The following is a 20788-nucleotide window of genomic DNA, read 5'->3' on the forward strand; positions in this document are numbered from 1 at the left end:
GCATTCCCGGTTCGGCGAACGGGATCTACGCGATCAACGGATCAACCACCGTACCATGCACGTCTGTGAGCCGAAAATCACGGCCGGCGTAGTGATAAGTGAAGGATTCGTGATCAAAGCCCATTAATTTAAGGATCGTCGCATGAAGGTCGTGAACGTGAACTTTGTCTTCAACAGCACGAAAACCAAACTCATCGGTCGCTCCGTGAACGTAGCCGCCGCGCACGCCGCCACCCGCCATCCACATCGAAAACCCCCAGTGATTGTGGTCTCGCCCGTTGATTTTCCCCTGATTCGATCCCTTTTTGGGCATTTCGACAACGGGCGTTCGGCCAAATTCGCCGCCCCAAATCACCAGCGTATCTTCCAGCATGCCGCGCTGTTTCAGATCCTTTAGCAATGCTCCAATCGCCTGGTCGCACTGTTTGGCCAGTCGACGGTGATTAACTTCGATGTCATCGTGGTTGTCCCAGGGCTGACCGGCCCCGTGCCAGACCTGCACAAACCTGACACCGCGTTCGACCAGCCGACGAGCCATCAGAATCTGACGCGAATGCAATCCGTCCCCGTACATGTCGCGAATGTGCTTGGGTTCTCGCGAAATGTCGAAGGCCTCAGCCGCTTCCATCTGCATGCGATACGCCAGTTCAAACGACTGAATACGAGATTCTAGCTGGGCATCACCCGTACGGCTTTCCAGGTGCCGAGCGTTTAATGTTCGCAACAGGTCCAGCTGCATGGCCTGCTGCCGCGGCATAATGCGATCGTTGCGAATGTTGGCGATCAGCTGTTCAATCTGAGTGTTCTTTGTGTCGACGTACGTGCCTTGAAAAACGCCCGGCAGAAATCCGGACTGCCAGTTCTGCGATTCCTGAATCGGATAGCCGCCGGGGCACATTGACACGAAGGCTGGCAAATTCTGGTTGTCGGTGCCCAGACCGTAAGTCAGCCACGATCCCATGCTGGGCCGCACCAGCCGCGATTCGCCGCAGTTCATTAACAGCAACGACGGTTCGTGATTGGGTACGTCAGCATGCATCGATCGAATGACGGCAATGTCGTCGATACTTTGTGCCACGTTCGGAAACAGTTCGCTGACTTCGATCCCGCTTTCACCATACTTTCGAAACCGAAACGGAGACGGCAACGCTGATCCGGTTGGTCGTTCCGTCTTCAGGTTGCCACCCGGCACAGACTTTCCAACGTACTTTTCCAACGCCGGCTTCGGGTCGAACGTGTCCACCTGCGATGGTCCGCCGTTCATGAATAGATGGATGACTCGTTTCGCTTTGGCCGGAAACTGAGGACTCTTCGGCAGCATCGGGTTGTTGCTCGCCGGCGCAGCCTTCGCGGTTTCTGTCGCCAACAAACTTCCCAACGCAAGACCTCCCATTCCCATGCCGCAACGAGACAACATGTCGCGGCGGCTGGTCGCGATGTTGGGACAGGTAGGGAAATAGTTTGAAGACATGACTGTGTGCCTAAAGTTAATCCACAAACAAAAACTCGTTGGTCAGCAGCAACGTCTGAGCCAACTGGGCAGCCGGTGACAGTCGGTCACTGCTTCGTGCCCCTGAGAATTCTGACACAGAATCCCACGTCCGAACGATTGTGCCGTCGACCGATTGCTTAATGACAATCTTCCAGTCGAAGCTGTCGAAACTTTCGTTGGCTCCGCAATGAATGACGAAATCGACAACGTCGCCTGCTTTCAAATCCACTTCGTCGACATTCAGGTTGACTGACTTGTTATGAGCGGACGCCGACTGAACGGGCTGCCCTGTACTGATCACATGACCTGACACGCCATCGCCTTTTTCGCTGGCGTGCTTCAGAGTGCTTTCGATGCGAATTTGACAATCGCGATCAGACACCCAGCGACGATCCGGACAGCGACCCAGATCACCACCCGCGTGACCACCTTTGCTCGACAGACTGCACCAGCCAAGTTTTGGATCCGGCAGCTTTGATCCGCCCGCCCAACGATTTTCGTGAAATACAGGAAACGGTTCGAACTTGAGAACGCGGTTCATCTCTGGAGTGATTTCGGCGTAACCGTAGTGCCAGCCGGAAGACGCGGTCCCCTTCGGAACGACTTCTGTCGCCGTTGTCAGAAACTGAGCTGCAGCTGCCACTTCCTGAGCTTCAGGCTGGCGCTTCAGGATCGCTTGATACAGGTTATTCACAGCGTCAGAGTCCGGTTGATCAGCGACCGCATCCGCCGATCGCCGCGCCTGTTCCATGATGAACGGGCTGTTTAACTGGAACAACGCCTGCTGCGGGACGGTCGTTTCGAACCGCTTGGGTGCATGAGTGTCCGGGCTGGCGAAGTCGAACGTGCGGAAAACTCCGGGCAGGTTTTGACGGTCGATTTGCGCATACACCGTGCGGCGATTGGTGAAGGGTTCAGACGTGATGTCTGCCGATTCGCCGCCGATCGTTGTATCCAGATTGCCCGCGACGCTTAAAACGGAGTCTCGGAAAGCTTCAAAGTCGAGTCGCCGTCGCGTCATCCTCGCCAGCAGTCGGTTTTCCGGATCTCGTTGAGCGACATCCTCGCGCGGCGCGCTGCTTTGCCGCCAGGTTCCGGACTGGAGAATGTAGCGGATCACCGCTTTTCGTGACCAGTTGTGGTTAATGAAGTACGTCGCCAGATGATCGAGCAATTCCGGGTGCGAAGGTGGCGACGTGCGGACACCGAAGTCGCTGGGTGAATCTACCAGCCCGTGACCAAACAGCCTCAACCAAACGCGATTCACGGCAACTCGCGCGGTCAGCGGATTTTGTGGGCTGGCAATTTCTTTTGCCAATTCCAAACGTCCACTACCATCGGTGAACGGCGCCGGCTCGCCTTCTGACAGCGCCGTCAAAAAGTGTCTCGACACTTTCGGGCCGCGGTTGCCTGCACCGCCACGCACAAACACGTACGGTTCATGCGGTTTTGGAAGATCGGCCAATTGCAGCGGCGACTTGCCCTCTTTGGGTTCATGCGACGATGCAAACACACCATACAACGAATAGTAATCAGCAGTCGGAATCGGATCGAATTTGTGGTCGTGGCAGCGAGCACAAGCGACCGTCATCGCCATGGTTCCTCGCGACAGCACGTCGATGCGGTCGTCAATGATGTCGTGCTTGTTGTTTAGAAAGCGTCGGCCGAGCGTCAGAAAGCCCATCGCAGCCAGTTGAACGGGATCGTCTGAACCCGCCATTCGATCAGCGGCGATTTGACGGGTTAAGAATTCGTCGTACGGCATGTCGTCGTTGAGCGATTTGATCACCCATTCGCGATACCGCCACGCGTCTTTGTAGTTGCGATCTTCCTGGAACACGTAGCCCTTGGTGTCCGCATAGCGAGCGATATCCAGCCAGTAGCGAGCCCAGCGTTCGCCAAACTGAGGCGTGGCCAGCAGGCGATCGGTGTACTGAGTCAGCCAGTTTTGAAGCGCTGCGTCGTCGTCCAATCCGTCTACTGCATTCAAGTCATCAAGCGTCGGCGGCAATCCGATAATCGCGTACGACAACCGTCGCACTAACGTACGACCGTCCGCTGGCCTAGACGGACTGATGCCTTCCGCCATCAAACGTTGGCGAACAAATCGATCGATCGGGTGTTGAGCAGCGCCGGGGATCTCAGGTATTGGCGGATCAGCAATCGGCTGAAAAGCCCAATGCTGCTGCCACGCGTTAACGTCGACGGCATTCGCGGCACCGAAGTCGTGAGCTTCCGGCCAGACGGCTCCTTCACTGATCCAGTGCCGCACGAGGTCGATCTGGCGGTCGGAAAGTTTTGCCTTGGGCGGCATTTGAGTGTCGTCTTCGGAATACTGAATCACCTGCAGCAGGCGACTTTCGTCGGCGTGGCCCGGCTTCACCAATGCATCGACGTCGTTTGTGCCGACCAGCATCTGCTGTCGAGAATCCAGCCGCAGGTCACCTTCCTGCTTGTCCGGTCCGTGGCAGCTGACACAATTGTCGATCAACAGCGGACGAATCTGTTTTTCGAAGAATTGTTCTCGTTCGTCAGCCCGCGCTGGTTGAAGTGATGCTGCCAGACAACAGCAAACAACAAGCAATCGCGCCGAGACAGGGCGTGGCAAAACAGTAGGCATATTGGCGGGCGAGAAGGATGGAGGCGGGAACGCTCGGCGAAGTGCCGACAGCGTCGACGTTCAATTGTAGCCGCTAATTCGACCTTCGTCGACGAATTCCCGCAACCGATGCTCCGTTCGGGTGCCAGCAACAACGACGAATCGTTGGTTGAGATCCGTTCGCCTGAGAGATAGAGTGCTGTTTCACAATCTGGCTCGCCAAAATGCGCTCCCACCCGCAACCGCCTTCCTGCTAATTTCTGCCCACAATTCCACCATGCAACGACTTTTGCAATACCGACCGGAATGCGTCCGCCGCCCGGGTCGAATCAATCTGTTGTGGGCCATGCTGCTGGCCGGAGCGGCCCTGGTTGTGGTGCTGGTCGCCCTGCTGCGGCAGCGGCCCGCTGAAACGGACGACGGCACCACCAAACTTATCGTCCATTGTGCGGCAGGTTTGCGAGTGCCCGTGGAAGAAGTGGCTCAGGCGTACCAGCAGGAATATGGCATCGCCATTCAACTTCAGTTCGCCGGCTCAAACACTTTGCTGAATCAGTTGCAGGTCAATCGCTTTGCCGAAGGCGACCTGTATATCGCAGCCGACGATTTCTACACAGACCTCGCCGTCGAAGAAGGATTGGCGGCCGAAACGATTCCGATTGCTCATCAGCGGCCGGTCGTGGCGGTTCGCAAAGACAGCGAAAAGAAAATTTCATCACTCGCCGATTTGTTGGAGCCCGGCGTGGCGGTGGCGATGGGAAATCCGGATCAGGCCGCGGTTGGCAAAGCCATTCGCAAGCAGCTTGAAAAAATCGAAGTCGACGGCACGAACCGTTGGCAACAGTTGGAAGAACGTGTCACCACAGACGGTGTCTTCAAGCCCACGGTTAACGAAGTCGCCAACGACGTGAAACTCGGCGCCGTCGATGCCGCTTTGGTGTGGGACTCGACCGTCGCGATGCCAAAATATGCTGAAGACCTGAAGGCGGTCACGATACCCGAATTCGAAACAGACCCGAATTTAGTGAGCGTCGCAGTGCTGAAATCTTCGGTCGATCCGACGGCCGCCTTGCGGTTCGCGCGTTTTTTAACCAGCCGAGACCGCGGATTGAAAACGTTCGAAAAGTATGGAACTCGTCCCATTGATGGCGACGTCTGGAGCGAACGGCCGGAAATTTCGTTCTACTGCGGAGCGGTGAACCGGCGAGCCGTCGAAGCGATTGTTGATGACTTCCAAAAGCGCGAAGGCGTTTCTGTGACCACCGAATACAACGGCTGCGGCATTCTTACGACTCAAATGAAAGCCATCGAAAACCAATCGACCGAGCACGGTTTTCCCGATGTCTACCTGGCGTGCGACCGCTACTACCTGGAAAACGTGAGGGACTGGTTTCAGGACGATGTGGATATCTCTGATGTAGAACTGGTGATTGCCGTGCCCAGGGGCAGCAAAGAAGTGCAAAGCCTGGAAGATTTCGTGAAGCCCGGCATTCGAGTCGCTTTGGGTCAGCCGAAGCAGTGCACCATTGGAGCGTTAACGCGGCGGTTGTTTGAAGCCGAAGGCCTGTACGACCGCCTAAAGGAAAAGCAGAAAGCAGACGGCGAAGTCGTGGTGGAAAAAATGTCGTCCGCGTTGCTGGTTCCGGACGTGGTGGCCGGGCATGTCGACGCCGCCTTGGTTTACATCACAGACGCTCTGCCAAATACAGACGACGTCGACATCGTCCATCTCAAGTCGCAACAAAACCTCGCGGTTCAACCATTCAGCATCGCCAGGACCAGCGATCACAAGTATCTGGTTCGCCGACTTTTTCAACGCCTCGCGGATTCGGCCGATTCGTTTGAAGCCGCTGGCTTCCATTTTCGCCTGCCGCAAAAAGGTAAGGCTGGCAGCACCGCGACTGAGAACGGCAGTGGCGATTCGGGCGCGGCTCAATGACGTCAGGGCCGAAGATCGAATCGGCGGCTGTTCCGGACGTTGGAAACATCGCGATTTCGAACCGGATATTCTATGCCTGCATGGTGATTCTGAGCGGCACATACGTGTTTCTGATCGTCGCCATGCTGCTGGCTGACGTTTGGTATGTGGCCGAAAAGACAATCGATGCAGCGTCTGAAGCGGCCGATCCGTGGCAAGCCATGTGGTCGAACAATCCGATTTCAGTCGCTCTGGCTGATCCGAAGATTCAATATTCAATTCGCTTGAGTCTGATTTCCTGCACGTTGGCGGCGGTGCTGTCTGTACTGTTCGCCGTGCCGATTGGTTACCTGCTGTCACGTCACAATTTTCCCGGCAAGCGATTGCTGGATGCCGTGCTGGATGTGCCCATCGTGTTGCCGCCGCTGGTGGTCGGCCTTAGCCTTCTGATTCTGTTTCAGTTTCGACCGTTCGCCTTTGTCGCTCGCGATATCGTGTATCAGATTCCGGCTGTTGTGCTGGCTCAGTTTTCTGTGGCCTGTGCGTTTGCCGTGCGAACGATGAAGTCGACGTTCGACCATATTGATCCGCGCTGCGAACAAGTGGCGATTGCGCTGGGAAGCTCGAAAGCTCAGGCGTTCGGCCTTGTCGTCCTGCCAGAAGCAACTCAGGGAATCATGACGGCGTTCACGTTGGCGTGGGCACGATCACTGGGCGAATTCGGTCCGCTGCTGATTTTTGCGGGTGCGACTCGGATGAAAACCGAAGTGCTGTCGACGACCGTGTTTCTCGAGATGAACGTTGGCAACATCGAAGCCGCCGTTGCGGTGTCACTGATTATGGTGGCCGCTGCTGTCGCCGTGCTGATTTTGACTCGCGTATTTGGCGGCAGCAGGTGACGAGGGATTTGAGATGATGTTTCCATTGACCATTTTTCAATTCACATCCTTATGATCACAGTCGCCGACATTAGAATCTCCGCTGGCGCGTTTTCCCTTGACGGCGTTTCGTTTGTGATCCCGGCTGGCGAATGCGGCGTGTTGATGGGGCGGACCGGATCGGGGAAGACGACGATTCTGGAATGCGTGATCGGCCTGCGCACAGTCGCGTCCGGGCGAGTTTTAATCGGTGATCAGGACGTAACGAACCTGAACCCAGCGGTTCGCGGAATCGGCTACGTGCCTCAGGACGGCGCTCTGTTTTCAAAGATGTCCGTGCGAGATCACCTGGCCTTCGCACTGGTAATTCGGAAGGCGAAGAAGGCTGCGATTGCTGATCGAGTCGAAGAGCTGGCCGATCTGTTGGGAATCAGTCATCTGCTGGACCGATCACCGGCCGGGCTTAGCGGCGGGGAAGGACAGCGAGTCGCTTTAGGCCGCGCCTTGTCGTTTCGACCGAAAGCGCTGTGCCTGGACGAACCGCTGTCCGCGTTGGATGCTGAAACTCGCGAACAGATGTGCGACCTGCTGGAGACGGTTCGCCGACAAACTAACGTGACGATGCTGTACGTGACTCACAACCCCGCCGAAGCAGAACGGCTGGCGGATCGTGTTTTCCGGCTTGAAGGCGGCAAGATGCTGACGCCGCAAGACGCGACCTGATTCCGTTGTATCAGCCGGGCAGGCGGCAGCAATGAGGACTGCAGGGACCAGCTTCCGGTGGCGGGCAGGCGGAAGCCATCGGAAGTGCCGATCCAGAGGCCACGCGACCACTGGCGGCACTCATCAGCTTCTCCAGCTTCGTCGATTCGCACTTCGGACAGCGCGGCTTTTCGGAGGGACCAACCAGCATCTCGAATTCACAGTAGCAGTCGTCGCAAACGTATTCGAACAGAGGCATTCTTATTCTTTCACCACATCAACTGCATTAATCGCCCGGACTGAGTCGCCACAAACAGGCGATCGCCGAGCGGACTGACCGCAAGGTGCAGGGGCGGGTCGGCGGACAAATCGCCTCCCCAGGAAACTTCACCATCGAAGTTTAACCAGTATAGCCGCTGTTCAATGGTCCGAGCCACCAGGCGGCGACGATTTCGTGCCACGGCGACAAAATCGGGGATGCCGTCGATCGCAAACGAACCTTTTTGCTTGCCGGAACTATTCAGCACCTGCACACCGTGATTGAACGCGGACAACAGAATTCGTTTGCCGTCGCCCGTCACCGCCATGTTGCCGACGTTGTTCATGATCCGTTCTTCCCACTCTTCTTTACCATCAAGAGTGTGGCAGCACAGATGCCCGAATTCCGCCGCCCCCAAAACAGCGGCTCGTTCGTGCAGAAAGTGCAAAAACTGCAACGGCCGCACGGTTTCGAACTTCGCGACTTCCTTTTTGTCGGTCGTCACAATGTGAACGCGCGACGATTCAGTGCTGACAGCGATATGACTGCCAAACGGGGACAACGCCACGCCAATGACGTCGCCCGTCAAATCCACTTCCCACTTCGTCACCAGCTTTTCGTTGACGCAACGAAGGCGGCCGCCCTGCAACGCAACAACGCCAAAGTTACCGGCGTCGGACCACGCCAGAGACTGGATGCCGTCAAAGCCTCGTTCCCGCGCCAGCTGCTGGCCTTTGCGGTCGAGCAGCACCAGAGTTCCCGTGTGAGTTCCCAGCAGCAGCGTCGATGCTTCGGCAGCCAGGTCGAGCGCCGCGATGCCTTCGGGATACACGTCGTCCTGCAGCAGTTGCGGCCGACTGCCAAAGCTGTTTTGAAGAAGCGGATGAGTCATCCTATTGCAGCTGTTTTAGGTCCACTGCAGCCGTCTTTACAGCGGGTTGAGCGGAATCGGCGAGACCGGACAACAACGGCAGGTGAGGCCCCGTGGCCGCAATGCCGCTTAACGCCACGGCTTCGTGCAGGACACGGATTGGGTTGATTTCGTTGCGTAAATCTTCCAGCGGCAAAAACTGTTTTCGAATGGCTTCCGCCGTGTCGTAATCGCCTGCAACTATGGCCGCCAGCATTTTTTGTGACAGGGCCGGATTTACGCAGACGCAGCCCGAGGTGTAGCCGCTACAGCGGAACTTCTTCATGTGAATCAGCGCGGGTTGTTCGCCGATGCCGCTGCAAATTCTGGACGGGTCGACGCGATCAACAAGCCGTTCCAGAAACGGATCGTCCGCCGGGTCGTCTCTTACGATGGCGTATTTAATAAACGACACCAGCCCGTCTTCCATCAATTCTGCCGCGCCTTCCGGACTGATGTAGCCTTCTTCTTTAATGTACAGCACAGCCGGGCGGCCGATCGCTTCGACAAAGTGTCGGAAGCCTGTCATCAGGCCCGGTTCAGTCATCACAGCCTTAGTGGGCAGCACCATGACAGTCGGAAACTTCGTGTCTTTCAGAACGTCGGCCTGATCCATCATCGTGCCATACGTCGGTCCGACGGCGGGAATCACCAGCGTGTCGTCCGCCGCAACGTCCTGCAAAACGTCCAGCAATTCGCCGTATTCGCTCGGCCGAATGTGGTACAGGTTCGCGTTGCCGCCGTACAGCAGCATCGAAACGCCGCCCGCCTCGATATGACGAACAATCTTCTCGTTGTTATCCCGGCAGATTTTCAAACGGTTGTCTCGCGCCAACGGCGGCACGGCGAGTACTGACTTGGAAAACTGGTCGCTGGTAACGGGCGTTGTCTGCATTGCGATTCCGGGAACAGGCGAACGAGAAACAGGGCGAAGTTGCCGAGCCGGAAGTATAGGTGAACCACCATACGGCGATCAACGAAGCGATAACGCCTCGGTTTCTTTTGTGTTTTCGACTACTTTTTTCGCCCGAAGTTCTGTTCATCGATCTAAGCCATTTTGGCAATTGTACTTCTGAAGTTTTGAATCCTTCAGGAGAATTCGTCATGGATCGACGTTTTGAAGTGCGGGCACAGGAGATGCTGCCAGAGTGTGGAGTGGCTCCGGAGATCATTGAGAAGCAAAACAACGGTTCCCGCCACCTTTTACGCCCCTTGCAACTGGCGTCCGACCACCGAATGCTGTGGCCGGACGGAATCAGCTACAACCACGACGGATACATGTACATCTCAGCCACACAAGTCCACTTGGGCGCACTGCTCAACGGCGGCACCGACAAGACATCGAAACCGTTCTACATTTTTCGCTTCAAACCGAAGGCACCCGGAATCATCGGACGTTAAAATTTCCGGACGCGAGCTTGTAGTGGACGAGGCTACGAGTCCTCTTGAACCGCTGTGAGCGTGGACTCGTTTCTGGTTAAGCCTCGCCCGCCGTTCGCAGTCCTTGATTGCGCAAAAGCCGCCACTGACAATGAAGCTAAGTTTCGGACCTCATTCTTCAATCAGCAATCTCAAACTTTTTGTTTGTATCCCATGGCAAAAAAGAAAAAACTCAAAAAGACGACAAGTAAGTCTGCGAAGGAAAAAGCGACGCCTCCCCAGAAAGCAACCAAGGTTAGCCGTCCTGATTCAGCGTCCGTTGCGTCAGCTTCCAGAACGGCAATTCTTAATGCGGGTTCCCTTGCCAGAAAAATTGAAGTCCCACTTAGTTACAAAATTGTCAGCCTGTTTTCAGAAGGTCTTTACCAGAGTGCGAACAAGGCTTTCGAAGAGCTTGTAACGAATTCGTTTGACGCGGGGGCAACCGAAGTCAAAATTCTTTTGCCAGTTGACCCAACAGATGACAGCGCGTTGATCGCAATCGCGGACAATGGAACAGGTATGGACGTCGATGGCTTGCAAGATCTTTGGAAGATTGGCACCAGTGGCAAGCGGGACTTGGCGAGCACACCGAAAGACCGGATTCAAATTGGAAAATTTGGAATCGGCAAATTGTCGACATACGTTCTCGCGAATGAAGTTTCATATATCTGCAAACGAAGAGTAAAACGCGCCACGAAGTACTTTGTCGTGACGATGGACTACACCATTCTCGATACGATGGCAGACGACATCGTCCCAAAAGAACCAATGAAATTGAACGTTCGCGAGTTGTCGGCGGTTGAAGCTAAGGATGCATTGTCATGGTGTCTCTCTGACAAGATGTTTACAAGTGGAAATTTCCGACTGTTCGGAGAAAAGTCCTCCCCGTCTTGGACCGTGTCAGTGCTTTCGCGCCTGAAAGAGAAAGCTAACGAAATTCAAGAAAAAAGACTGCGATGGATCTTGTCGACGGCTTTGCCTCTGCGCGATGACTTCGCAATTTGGTTAGGTGGTCAACAAGTCAAATCTAGTCGTGAGACACGTGGTCGAATTGGCAAATGGGTTCTTGGCAAAGACATAAAGACACTATCGCGACCAGCTCCAGATGGAATAAAAGTAAGGAAAGACAACTCGGCAAAAGCAGACAAGGCATTCGGGTTGTACCATTCTACTTTCGGGCGAGTCACTGGCTATACCGAAGCTTTCCACGATGTTTTGACTGGTGGAAAGGCGGAAGAAACTGGTCGGAGCAATGGATTTTTTGTTTACGTTCGAGGTCGATTGGTAAACATTGAAGATGAATACTTTGGACTCGACAGCAACAAGCTCGCACATGGAACGTTTTCTCGATTTCGCGTTGTCGTCCATGTTGACAGTTTAGACGAGGAGCTTCAATCCGCGAGAGAGGGCGTGCGGGACGGGCCGAAAAGGCGCGCCGTTCAAAAGTTGTTGCAGGGCATATTCAATTTCACCCGCAAGAAAGTAGCTGAGCGGGACGTGAGTGAGACTCCGGGATCGCAAATCTCTGAAAAGCTTGCTGGAAGCCCGTCTAGCCTTACCCGGCGACCGTTAGTGGCGGTGGCAAACGCGGTTTTCGAAGGAAAGTTCGAGCCTGCATACACCAGATTCCCATCAAACATCTCAAATAAGGCGCAAAAAGAATTCATCTCCCAATTGGAAGACCGAGAGAGTGCGGACGACTTAATCTCGTCAGTAGACTACTCGATGTCACTGTCGCCAAGCGATGGGATTGCTCTTTACGATATCGAATCCTGTGAACTTTGGATTAACGGACTCCATCCGTTCGTCGGGGCGAGCGCAGATAATTTTCAGTCATCCAAGAATAATCGGCCACTGCAGTTGCTGGCGATGGCAGAAGTATTGCTTGAGGCTCAACTCTTTTATTCGGGCGTCAAGCCCAACGCTGTTAAAGAAACAATGAAGCAGCGTGACGAGCTACTTCGATACCTCGGTCGCAGCTCAGGGAGAAGAACGTCCATCGTCATAGCTCAAGACCTCAAGGACGCTAGAAACGACCAAGACGATCTAGAGGACCAATTAGTTGCCTGTTTCGAATCGTTAGGATTTGAAGCAAGCAAAATTGGCGGAAGTGGGAATCCAGACGGACTTGCACATGCACACCTTAGCGCTGACGAAGACGGAAACCCAAGGAGCTACTCGGTTAGTTTGGAAGCGAAGAGTAAGAAGACAAGCAGCAAAACTAAAACCGTCTCAGCAAAAACGGTCGGAGTTTCGACATTAGCTCGGCACAGAGACATGTTGAGTTGCGAACATTCCGTTGTCGTCGGACCAGAGTTTCCAACTACGCAAGGTGAAAATTCGGCACTCGCAAAGGAGATCACTGCTGACCATGAAAACACGGGCAAGACGATTACTTTGATTAGAGTAAATGACTTTGCCAAACTTGTTAGCCTCGCGCCTGTAAAACAGCTGTCGCCCTCACAGCTCAAAGATCTATTTGATACATGCCAGTTGCCAGATGAATCTGCTGATTGGATTGAAAAACTCACGCACCGTCAGATCAAAAAACCGCCTTACAAGAAAATCCTTGACGTAATCTGGTCTGAACAAATCAACGATAAATCTGCACTTGTAAAGTACTCTTCAGTTCGCATCCTATTGCGGCCAATTAGGAAAACTGATGAAGAGATCAAAGAAATATGCAAGTCTATAATGGGTATGGCCCCGGGCTTTTTGGTTGCGAGAGACGAGTCTGTGGAGCTTGAATACCCACCATCAAGAGTTCTCGAAGCGATCAAGACGTTTACGGATGAACAAGAAGGCATTGACTGATTTCTCTAAAACAGATAATCAGTCCAAATTGTTGACCGTCCACTGGTGTGCGAGCCGTTCATAACAATGAAATCTATTCGCGAGATTCTCGGAAGGCAAACCATACATCCGTTCCCCGCTAGAATGGCTCCAGATCTTGCGCTCAATGCGATCGGCGACACTGACAGTTGTTTAAACATATTAGATCCGATGTCGGGCTCTGGAACCGTTCTTGCTGTCGCCCGTGCGAACGGCCACCGTGCGATCGGGATTGATTGCGATCCGTTGTCCGTCCTGCTCGCGAAGACTTGGACTACTTCGATTGACCCTGAAACGGTAGCAACAAAGGCGTCAATCGTGCTTGATCGAGCTAGAAAGCTCTTTCGTGAGTGCAAATCAGGCCAAGCATATCCCACAGTCGATGACGAGACCCGCAAATTCTTGAGGTTCTGGTTCGACGACTATGCGAGGAAGCAGCTTCACTGTTTGGCAAAATGTATTGGCCGCGTCCAAAATCAAGATGTCCGTGATGTGCTTTGGGCGGGCTTTTCTAGGTTGATTATTGTCAAGAAGAACGGAGCATCGCGCGCAATGGACATGTCGCATAGCCGGCCGCATCGCGCTTTTGAAGTCGCCCCATTAAAGCCGTTCACAGGTTTTTTAGGCGCGGTGAATCGAGTTGCGGAAAACTGCCCAACACAGCATTCGAAAGGTTCTGGGCCGCGCGCAGATCTTCGGCTCGGTGACGCCAAGAACATTCCATTAAAAAAAGAAACTATTGATCTAGTAGTCACTTCGCCCCCTTATTTGAACATGATTGATTATATGCGTTGCAGCAAATTTTCGTTGGTGTGGATGGGCTACACGATTTCGTCTTTACGCGATATTCGATCAGACAGCATTGGTACTGACCGGATCTCTAAATCAGAGCCTCCGTGCGAAATGGTTGAGCGGGCCATGAGCGAAATGTGTAATCTCAAGAATGTTTCAGATCGGAACAAATTGATGCTGACTCGATACGTAACGGACATGAAATCAGCAATACTTGAGGTCGCTAGAGTTCTTAAGCCGATGGGTCGGGCTGTCTACGTGATTGGCAACAGCAACCTGAAAGGCGAGTTTGTAGAGAATTCGACAGCTGCTCGTTCGCTCGCTGAAAACACGAAATTGCGTTTGATAACTGAACAAATACGCGAACTTCCGCCTAATCGCCGTTACCTTCCTCCTCCATCTTCTACGAAGTCAGGTGAGAACCTCCAAGGGCGAATGAGAACAGAAGTGGTCCTCTCGTTTCAAAAAGCTGGTTAGCTAAACTCTTGGCGTTCAAGGTGTTTGGTACCAGCCCATCGACCGTGGGGCGAAGAAGGTGTCCGAAACAGTCTATTTGACATTCAACGATTCACTGGCGAACTGGATTGCCTCGGTCAGTTCATCCCGAATGTCAGCATTGCTATTTTCGCCCTGCGCCGACTAACAAGTGGGTGGCACCATTTATCCTGAGCCCAACCGATCCAACACATGCTGCAGCGTCGCTCCTGACTTCTGGGCCGCGCTCCCCTGAGCCCTACAGCGACAAAGAATGCGGCACGTAGTCTTAATTGCAGTAACGACTGCCTCATTTCTGAACACATGGCCCTGGCTTTCCTGAGAAATCCCGCTAACAGGCATTCTACTTTCCGGACGCAAACAAAGATGAATGGGGTGGCGAGGGGCCAGTGTGGTCGAAGTATAAGGGAACGGCTGATTGGCGAACAATGAAGGCCGTGAACGTCTTGGACCGCCACGAATTCACGCGCATTCCATGCAAGCCTCGAGCTACATTGCTCTACGGTTCTGAATCTTGTCCGCCTTCGATGCCTTCGCCCTGCACGGTGATGTTGGGATCGTCTCGGAGGAATTCGGCGACCATTGGGTCGATGTCTTCGACAACGGCGTAGCGGCCCTCCGACCAGCGAAACAGGTCCACCTGACGGCAGCGTTGGCTGCAGAATGGAAAGTGTGACTTGCCAGCTTCGTCTGACGTGTTGAACGTCTTTTCGCAAACGGGGCAGTTGTGAGGTTTGATCATGATAGAGTTGCTACAGCGAAGATGGCTGATTTGTGGCCGTGGGACATGCACTTCAAACCATGGAGGCGGTTTCCCACGAGCCTGAACCGTCCACAATAATTGGTAAACTGTTCTATAGTGTGATCAGCGGCGTCTTGCCCGTTTCGCCCGCGATTTCCTGCACGAACTTCGGCACGGCGTATCCGGGAAGTCTGCGGCCCAGTTCGTCAATTAAGCCGAGACCGACCGCAACGGGAACTTCAAAATGAGCCGCCCCGATGACTTTGTCGAGCTGATGCAGATAGTACGGCATGACCCCGATGTTGATCAATCGCCGGCAAAGATCTTCCAGCACATCGGCCGAATCATTGATGCCCTTCAGCAGGACGGCCTGGTTCAACGTTGGAATCCCGCTGCTGACAAGTTGCCGCAAAGCATCGCGACAGTCGTCCGCGATTTCGTGGCCGTGATTGGCATGCACGACAAACACGGGCTGACTGCGAAGCCCGTTTAGCAGTTTTAGTAACTCAGGCGTGACGCGGGCCGGCAACACAATTGGCAGCCGGGTGTGAATGCGAATGCGTTCGACGTGCGGAATTGCGTCGATGTGACCAAACAGCTCGGCCAGGCGACCGTCGTTTAGTATGAGTGGGTCGCCACCGCTGAGAATTACCTCCGTGACCGAATTGTCATCCGCAATCGCGTTTAAGGCGGGCTGCCAGTCGGACATGCGGCGAGGTTCGTCGTGGTACGGATATTCGCGGCGAAAGCAGTATCGGCAATGAACAGCGCACGCTCCGGTCGTCACCAGAAGGGCTCGCCCGTGGTACTTCTGCAGCAGCCCCGGAGCCACCTTTGCGGCCGAATCGCCGACCGGATCCGCCACGAAGTCTGGAACTGCCTCCTGTTCCTCAGCGAGGGGCAAAACCTGCTTCAGCAGCGGGTCGTTGCGGTTTCCCGGCTGCATGCGATTGACGAAGCTGAGCGGTACCAGCAGCGGGAATGCGGGCTGACCACCTTCGACGGGAACCAACGGAGTGCTGACCGTGTCAGCCGGTAAGTCCAGCGTTTTCAGCAGTACGGCGGGGTCGCGAATGGCGGCTGCCAGTTGCCGCTGCCACGATTCCGGTTCGCCGGCAGCCTCGCCGGATTGGGCCCGGGACAGGCCGGATATCACGGGATTTGCGGCCGGAACGGTGGACATCAGGATTCACTCAGGTGTTGTCTTGTGCTAGCATCCCGCACGAAAACACAGCGGGCGGAACTGCCGCAACCATGGCGGATGCCGTCTCGCGATTAAAACAGTATCACAAACAGAGAACCACACCAATGGGCACACCGGTCGAGAAAATAAAGAAGGGCGGCAAAGTTCTGATCAATGACGATCCGTATGAGATTGTTGAGATCAACTTCGTCAAGCCGGGAAAAGGCCAGGCTCTGTACAAAACGCGGCTTCGCAACTTGCTGAAAGGCGGAATGCTGGACCGCACCTTCCGTAGCGGCGACAGCCTGGACGAAGCCGACGTGCATCGCAGCGATGGCGCGTACTCGTACCGCGATGGCGACAACTTCTATTTTCTGGACAACGACACGTTCGAACAATACGGCCTTCCCGCCGCTGTGTGCGGTGATCAGATGACCTTCCTGATGGAAGGTTCGCCCGTTCAGTTGCTGTTCTTCAACGGACAACTGATCAGCATGTCGCCGCCGCAGTATGTGATTCAGGAAGTCACTTACACAGAACCCGCCGCCAAGGGCGACACGGCCACCAACGTCACCAAAGCGGCCACTCTGGAATGTGGCGCAGAAGCTCAGGTGCCCGCCTTCATTCGCGAAGGTGACAAGGTCAAAATCGATGTCGAAGGTGGCGCATACGTAGAACGAGTGTCGTCGTAAGATATGTACGACGGCCGATCGAGACTGGTCGGGGCTGTCGTACATGACAACTGTCAATGGAGTGACAAAAATGATCGCACTTGAATTGCTTCTGACCGTCGCTGGACTCGCACTGGTGATTTGGTCAGCGAATTCTCTGTTGAGTCAGTTTCAATAGAAACCGACCGGTTTACTACATTTATGTCTTCCACTTCCACCACTGAAACCGCCGCTTCACACAACGGCAAGCTGTACATCGAAACCGTGGGCTGCCAGATGAATATGCTGGACAGCGAACTGGTCGTGGCCGCGTTGCGCAAAGACGGCTACGAATTAACCGACGACCCCAAAGCCGCCGACACACTTTTGTTCAACACGTGCAGCGTTCGAGAGCACGCGGAACATAAAATCTACAGCTCGCTGGGACGCCTGAAATACGCCAAACGCACGGCGCCGCAAAAAGTGATCGGCGTGTTGGGCTGCATGGCTCAAAAGGATCAGGAACTGATCTTTAAGAAGGCTCCGCACGTCGACATCGTCGTCGGCACCGGCCAGTTGGCGGAGATTCCCGGTCTGATCCGGGAGACTCGCGATTCGCCAAAGCGCCAACAGCAGAAAGCCGTTAGCCTGGGCCGTCGAGATGGTTCGGTGGCCGAGATTTCTAGCAGCTTTCAAAGCTACGATCCGCTGCGAGATCCAGAAATGCGGCCCACGCCGTTTCAGGCGTTCGTTCGCATCATGATCGGTTGCGACAAGTTTTGCACCTATTGCGTTGTGCCGACAACTCGTGGCCCGGAACAAAGCCGGCCGCCGTCGCAGATTCTTAGCGAAGTCAAAGTGCTGGCAGAACAGGGCGTCAAAGAAGTCTGCATGCTGGGGCAGACCGTAAACAGCTACAAGCACACAGAAGACGGCCGTCTGCACCGGTTGTCTGACCTGATCTACGCCATCAACAACGTGCCTGGTATCGAACGCATCCGCTTCGTAACCAGCTATCCCAAAGACATGACCGACGACCTGCTGCAGGCCGTCCGCGATCTGCCGAAGGCTGTCAAATACCTGCACGTACCGTTGCAACACGGCTGCGATGAACAGCTAAAGCTGATGAAACGCGGCTACACGGTTGAGGACTATCGTGAGATGATGCACCGCATCAACGAGACGATTCCTGGCTGCAGTGTGTCGAGCGACTTTATTGTCGGCTTCAGCGATGAAACCGAGGAAGCTCATCAGCGAAGCCTGGACGCGATTCGCGAATACCGCTTCAAGAACAGTTTCATTTTCAAATACAGCGAACGCCCCGGTACTCGAGCGGCCGACAACCTGCCGGATAACATTCCGGAAGAGGTCAAAAAGCGTCGCAACAACGAAATGCTGGACGTGCAGAACGCCATCAGCGAAGAAGACAACGCTGAATTCATCGGACGGCGAGTCAACGTGCTGGTCGAAGGTGTCAGCAAGACGGCCGAAAAGAAGGCCGCTCGCGGCGAAGACGTTTCCGTGCCCGGCGATCCCTTGGCGGTTCAGCTTATGGGCCGCTCCGAATGCGACCGCATCGTCGCTTTCGACGGCAACCCTCGCCTGGCCGGTACCAATGCCGAGATCGAAGTTCATGACTGCACCGGCACGACTCTGATCGGTTCGATCGTCACGCGAGAAGTGCAGCACGGCTCGTCCTCATTGCTGCCAGTGATTGGTTAAGAACGCTAACCAAACAGCCGTGAATGCGTGGAACGCGCGGTTCACGAGGCGCTGGTTTAGGGGTTGTGTGGCGAACCACTTTCACGCTCCCGCGTGAAAGACCGTGCGGCTTTGGAAAACGGCAGTCCGTGGTAAAAAATGGAGCAGATTCAACCACAACGAGAACAAGTCGTGGTCACGGTCGCTTCACCCCCTCCCACAATTTATTGTGGGAGGGGTCGATCGAGCGAAGCAAGATCGGGGGAGGGACGGACGCGGAACGTGATTGGCCCCCTCCCGGACGTTGTTTCACTCCGTCCGAACTCCCCCAAACGGCTTCGCCGGGGAGAGGTACAACTGAGCGGCCCAAATTCGAAAGCCGCACGATCTCTGAAACGGGCGAGTGAAACACACAAGTTGTAAATCGCACGCAGGTTTGACTACGGGGTCTTAGACTCTTCAGCCGCGGGCTCAGCTTCTGCAGGTTCAGGTTCTTTGGGCTCAGGCCCTTTCGGCACGGTTAGCCAAAGGTGTTCTGCTTCCGCCGTCAATTTTGCGACCGGTGCCACGACGCTTGTTTCGATCTTTGAGTCCTTCGACCGGCCGACAATCCGAAACGTCCCGCTGAATGCCTTGGCTTCGCTGGCACGAACCAGCTTTAGAGTCACCTTCTTGGCTGCATCACCGTCTTTCGTGGAAACGGCGGGCTCCGCAGTGACTCCGTCTGGCAACCCTTCGGCCGTGAATTCGATTTCCTCAGACAAGCCGTTTTGGCGAGCAACATCAATCGGAATTTCTACGGGCTTGTCGTCTGCAAAAGTAAATGCGGTCGCTTTCGCCTTTGCGGTGAACCCTGGCTTCGTTTCAGCACATGTGAGCACATAGAAAAATCGCGAGCCGCCGTGGCTGAACCGATCGGTGACGGTAATCGTGTGCGTGCCGTCCGTTTTTAAAGTCACCGACGCTTCTGCATCAAGGTCTTCCCGACTGCGATCGTCAACCTGTTTTAGTTCGCTGCCCTTGGCGTCTTTAATCGACAACACGGGATCGAGTGGCGAATGCAGAGCACGGCTGGCAACTGCAATCGTCAGCTTCTGTCCCTTCTTGCCTTCAAACGAATACTGATCTGTTTGGCCGGGTTCCGAAATGATGCCGGTCACAGCAACAGGCAGTTTCAATGGCTCTTTTTGTGCTGCCTCCTCAACAATCGACGGACTGCCACTGGCAGACAGTTGCACGACATTCGCAAAGTCCCCGGTTAACGTGACTGCCCGTGTCTGGAATATTGGCACGACCAGCGGCGGCGAATTATTCGGAAGGTTCCAACCGTGCAACGCGACTTCGCTGGTGGCTGACGCATCGACCATCGCTGGCACCGTGTAGTCCACGAACGCTTCAGTTGTCAGTGTCAGGCGATAGACGTAAGTCGCCCCGCCGGCCAATCGAATGGTGCTGTTCGGCGTCGCAGGAAAAGCAAACGTGCGAACAAAGTAGGTTCCGTCGGCCGGTACTTCAAACGCGAGTTGCGGGTCGAAGCCATGGTCGTCGTCATTGTGAGCAACCACAGCACCGTTTGGTCCGAGGATTCGAAGCACGCCATCCATCGGCGAACCGAGATCGCGGTTGGCCTGCATCGATGCCACCAAAGTTGTCCCGGCTTTTAAATTAAGGCTGTACGTATCGACGTCGCCAGACTTCGCCAGCACTCCGTTCACGACCGCCGTTGCCTGTTCAATTGCTTGAGCAGCCCCGACCTCGTTATTGGGCTCGACTTCGGCCACTTCAGACGCCACGCCCACAAAGAATGGCCGCAACTCCGACGCGCCTGTTTCGTTGTAAAACCTCAACCAGTGAATCCCAGGCGTGGCATCGTCCGGAACCGTCACTTTGGCGGAATCCTTCTTCTCAGAGAACTCAAACGTCAACTGCCCGGCGTCCGACCAAACTTTCAATTCACCGTCGCCTGGCTTGCCGGTCAGCTTCACATCAACCGACGTCCCTCGCTGTGCCCCCGGCGGAAAAAAACGATCAATCGTCGGTTGTTCCGCCGCACTGCTGGGTGACGCGAGCGTCAACGAAGCAATCACTAAAAGGCTGCCGGAGTGAATCCATCGGAAGGCGGGAAAAGGGCTGAAAAGGTGCATGGTTGGCTATTTGCAGGGAGGAAGGAGTATCGAGGGGACCAGCTCGGCGGTTTTTCCAATGCGCAGATC

16 protein-coding genes are annotated in these 20788 nt (G+C 54.8%); 8 read left to right on the forward strand and 8 right to left on the reverse strand.

Annotation, left to right across the window (positions count from 1 at the left end):
* Positions 1–25 precede the first annotated feature (25 nt).
* Both Fuma_RS11270 and Fuma_RS11275 read right to left on the reverse strand, forming a co-directional pair.
* On the reverse strand, positions 26–1471 hold the full coding sequence (locus tag Fuma_RS11270) for a DUF1501 domain-containing protein (protein ID WP_077024236.1): 1446 nt from the start codon (positions 1469–1471) through the stop codon (positions 26–28).
* Positions 1472–1487: 16 nt separating this feature from the next.
* The gene (locus Fuma_RS11275) at positions 1488–4100 is read right to left on the reverse strand and encodes a PSD1 and planctomycete cytochrome C domain-containing protein (RefSeq protein ID WP_158520947.1); all 2613 of its coding nucleotides are present in this window, start codon (positions 4098–4100) and stop codon (positions 1488–1490) included.
* A gap of 268 nt (positions 4101–4368) precedes the next feature.
* Here Fuma_RS11275 and modA point away from each other — a divergent pair, with 268 nt between their 5' ends.
* Genes modA through Fuma_RS11290 form a run of 3 tightly spaced genes read left to right on the forward strand, consistent with a single transcriptional unit; the run spans position 4369 to position 7610 of the window.
* Complete coding sequence (gene modA / locus Fuma_RS11280) at positions 4369–6030, forward strand: molybdate ABC transporter substrate-binding protein (protein WP_145944110.1); 1662 nt, start codon at positions 4369–4371, stop codon at positions 6028–6030.
* Positions 6027–6908, forward strand: a complete 882-nt coding sequence (locus tag Fuma_RS11285; protein WP_229360899.1) for an ABC transporter permease — start codon at positions 6027–6029, stop codon at positions 6906–6908. The genes modA and Fuma_RS11285 overlap by 4 nt, the downstream gene beginning before the upstream one ends.
* Positions 6909–6959: 51 nt before the next feature.
* A complete protein-coding gene (locus Fuma_RS11290; RefSeq protein WP_077024239.1) occupies positions 6960–7610 on the forward strand; it encodes an ABC transporter ATP-binding protein in 651 nt (216 codons plus the stop codon).
* Between the two features lie 10 nt (positions 7611–7620).
* Here the strand turns inward: Fuma_RS11290 and Fuma_RS11295 are convergent, their stop codons facing one another.
* Genes Fuma_RS11295 through Fuma_RS11305 form a run of 3 tightly spaced genes read right to left on the reverse strand, consistent with a single transcriptional unit; the run spans position 7621 to position 9653 of the window.
* Positions 7621–7848: an FmdB family zinc ribbon protein gene (locus Fuma_RS11295; RefSeq protein WP_077024240.1), complete on the reverse strand. Its 228-nt coding sequence runs from the start codon at positions 7846–7848 to the stop codon at positions 7621–7623.
* A 10-nt stretch (positions 7849–7858) separates the two neighbouring features.
* A complete protein-coding gene (locus tag Fuma_RS11300; RefSeq protein WP_077024241.1) occupies positions 7859–8740 on the reverse strand; it encodes a hypothetical protein in 882 nt (293 codons plus the stop codon).
* 1 nt (position 8741) lies between these two features.
* Positions 8742–9653 carry a dihydrodipicolinate synthase family protein gene (locus tag Fuma_RS11305; protein ID WP_077024242.1) on the reverse strand — a complete coding sequence of 304 codons (912 nt, stop codon included), beginning with the start codon at positions 9651–9653 and terminating at the stop codon, positions 8742–8744.
* A gap of 209 nt (positions 9654–9862) precedes the next feature.
* Here Fuma_RS11305 and Fuma_RS35690 point away from each other — a divergent pair, with 209 nt between their 5' ends.
* From Fuma_RS35690 to Fuma_RS11320, 3 genes are all read left to right on the forward strand, one after another.
* Positions 9863–10159 (forward strand): hypothetical protein, encoded by a 297-nt coding sequence (locus Fuma_RS35690; protein ID WP_179954436.1) that lies wholly within the window; start codon positions 9863–9865, stop codon positions 10157–10159.
* 192 nt (positions 10160–10351) lie between these two features.
* Positions 10352–12994, forward strand: coding sequence for an ATP-binding protein (locus tag Fuma_RS11315; RefSeq protein WP_077024243.1), 2643 nt, complete (start codon positions 10352–10354; stop codon positions 12992–12994).
* Between the two features lie 66 nt (positions 12995–13060).
* Entirely contained in the window at positions 13061–14281 is a 1221-nt protein-coding gene (locus Fuma_RS11320; protein ID WP_077028237.1) for a hypothetical protein, read from the forward strand.
* A gap of 517 nt (positions 14282–14798) precedes the next feature.
* Here the strand turns inward: Fuma_RS11320 and Fuma_RS11325 are convergent.
* Together Fuma_RS11325 and epmB are read right to left on the reverse strand one after the other, a co-directional pair.
* Positions 14799–15041, reverse strand: a complete 243-nt coding sequence (locus tag Fuma_RS11325; protein ID WP_077024244.1) for a DNA gyrase inhibitor YacG — start codon at positions 15039–15041, stop codon at positions 14799–14801.
* Between the two features lie 112 nt (positions 15042–15153).
* Positions 15154–16224 carry an EF-P beta-lysylation protein EpmB gene (gene epmB / locus Fuma_RS11330; RefSeq protein WP_083731971.1) on the reverse strand — a complete coding sequence of 357 codons (1071 nt, stop codon included), beginning with the start codon at positions 16222–16224 and terminating at the stop codon, positions 15154–15156.
* A 71-nt stretch (positions 16225–16295) separates the two neighbouring features.
* Here epmB and efp point away from each other — a divergent pair, with 71 nt between their 5' ends.
* Both efp and miaB read left to right on the forward strand, forming a co-directional pair.
* Entirely contained in the window at positions 16296–16916 is a 621-nt protein-coding gene (efp, locus tag Fuma_RS11335; protein WP_229360900.1) for an elongation factor P, read from the forward strand.
* Positions 16917–17096: 180 nt separating this feature from the next.
* Entirely contained in the window at positions 17097–18596 is a 1500-nt protein-coding gene (gene miaB / locus Fuma_RS11340) for a tRNA (N6-isopentenyl adenosine(37)-C2)-methylthiotransferase MiaB (protein ID WP_077024245.1), read from the forward strand.
* 419 nt (positions 18597–19015) lie between these two features.
* Here the strand turns inward: miaB and Fuma_RS11345 are convergent, their stop codons facing one another.
* Positions 19016–20719: a PPC domain-containing protein gene (locus Fuma_RS11345; protein WP_077024246.1), complete on the reverse strand. Its 1704-nt coding sequence runs from the start codon at positions 20717–20719 to the stop codon at positions 19016–19018.
* Positions 20720–20788 lie beyond the last annotated feature (69 nt).

The organism is Fuerstiella marisgermanici, from assembly GCF_001983935.1.
In the GTDB taxonomy this organism is placed as follows: Bacteria; Planctomycetota; Planctomycetia; order Planctomycetales; family Planctomycetaceae; genus Fuerstiella; species Fuerstiella marisgermanici.

Bases quoted from the DNA above. Each gene is read 5' to 3' on its own strand.
- Fuma_RS11315 (WP_077024243.1), top strand. From the start codon at position 10,352: ATGGCAAAAAAGAAAAAACTCAAAAAGACGACAAGTAAGTCTGCGAAG.
- Fuma_RS35690 (WP_179954436.1), top strand. From the start codon at position 9,863: ATGGATCGACGTTTTGAAGTGCGGGCACAGGAGATGCTGCCAGAGTGT.
- Fuma_RS11320 (WP_077028237.1), top strand. From the start codon at position 13,061: ATGAAATCTATTCGCGAGATTCTCGGAAGGCAAACCATACATCCGTTC.
- Fuma_RS11345 (WP_077024246.1), bottom strand. From the start codon at position 20,719: ATGCACCTTTTCAGCCCTTTTCCCGCCTTCCGATGGATTCACTCCGGC.
- Fuma_RS11305 (WP_077024242.1), bottom strand. From the start codon at position 9,653: ATGCAGACAACGCCCGTTACCAGCGACCAGTTTTCCAAGTCAGTACTC.
- modA (WP_145944110.1), top strand. From the start codon at position 4,369: ATGCAACGACTTTTGCAATACCGACCGGAATGCGTCCGCCGCCCGGGT.
- Fuma_RS11285 (WP_229360899.1), top strand. From the start codon at position 6,027: ATGACGTCAGGGCCGAAGATCGAATCGGCGGCTGTTCCGGACGTTGGA.
- Fuma_RS11300 (WP_077024241.1), bottom strand. From the start codon at position 8,740: ATGACTCATCCGCTTCTTCAAAACAGCTTTGGCAGTCGGCCGCAACTG.
- epmB (WP_083731971.1), bottom strand. From the start codon at position 16,224: ATGTCCACCGTTCCGGCCGCAAATCCCGTGATATCCGGCCTGTCCCGG.
- Fuma_RS11290 (WP_077024239.1), top strand. From the start codon at position 6,960: ATGATCACAGTCGCCGACATTAGAATCTCCGCTGGCGCGTTTTCCCTT.
- Fuma_RS11325 (WP_077024244.1), bottom strand. From the start codon at position 15,041: ATGATCAAACCTCACAACTGCCCCGTTTGCGAAAAGACGTTCAACACG.
- miaB (WP_077024245.1), top strand. From the start codon at position 17,097: ATGTCTTCCACTTCCACCACTGAAACCGCCGCTTCACACAACGGCAAG.
- Fuma_RS11270 (WP_077024236.1), bottom strand. From the start codon at position 1,471: ATGTCTTCAAACTATTTCCCTACCTGTCCCAACATCGCGACCAGCCGC.
- efp (WP_229360900.1), top strand. From the start codon at position 16,296: ATGGCGGATGCCGTCTCGCGATTAAAACAGTATCACAAACAGAGAACC.
- Fuma_RS11295 (WP_077024240.1), bottom strand. From the start codon at position 7,848: ATGCCTCTGTTCGAATACGTTTGCGACGACTGCTACTGTGAATTCGAG.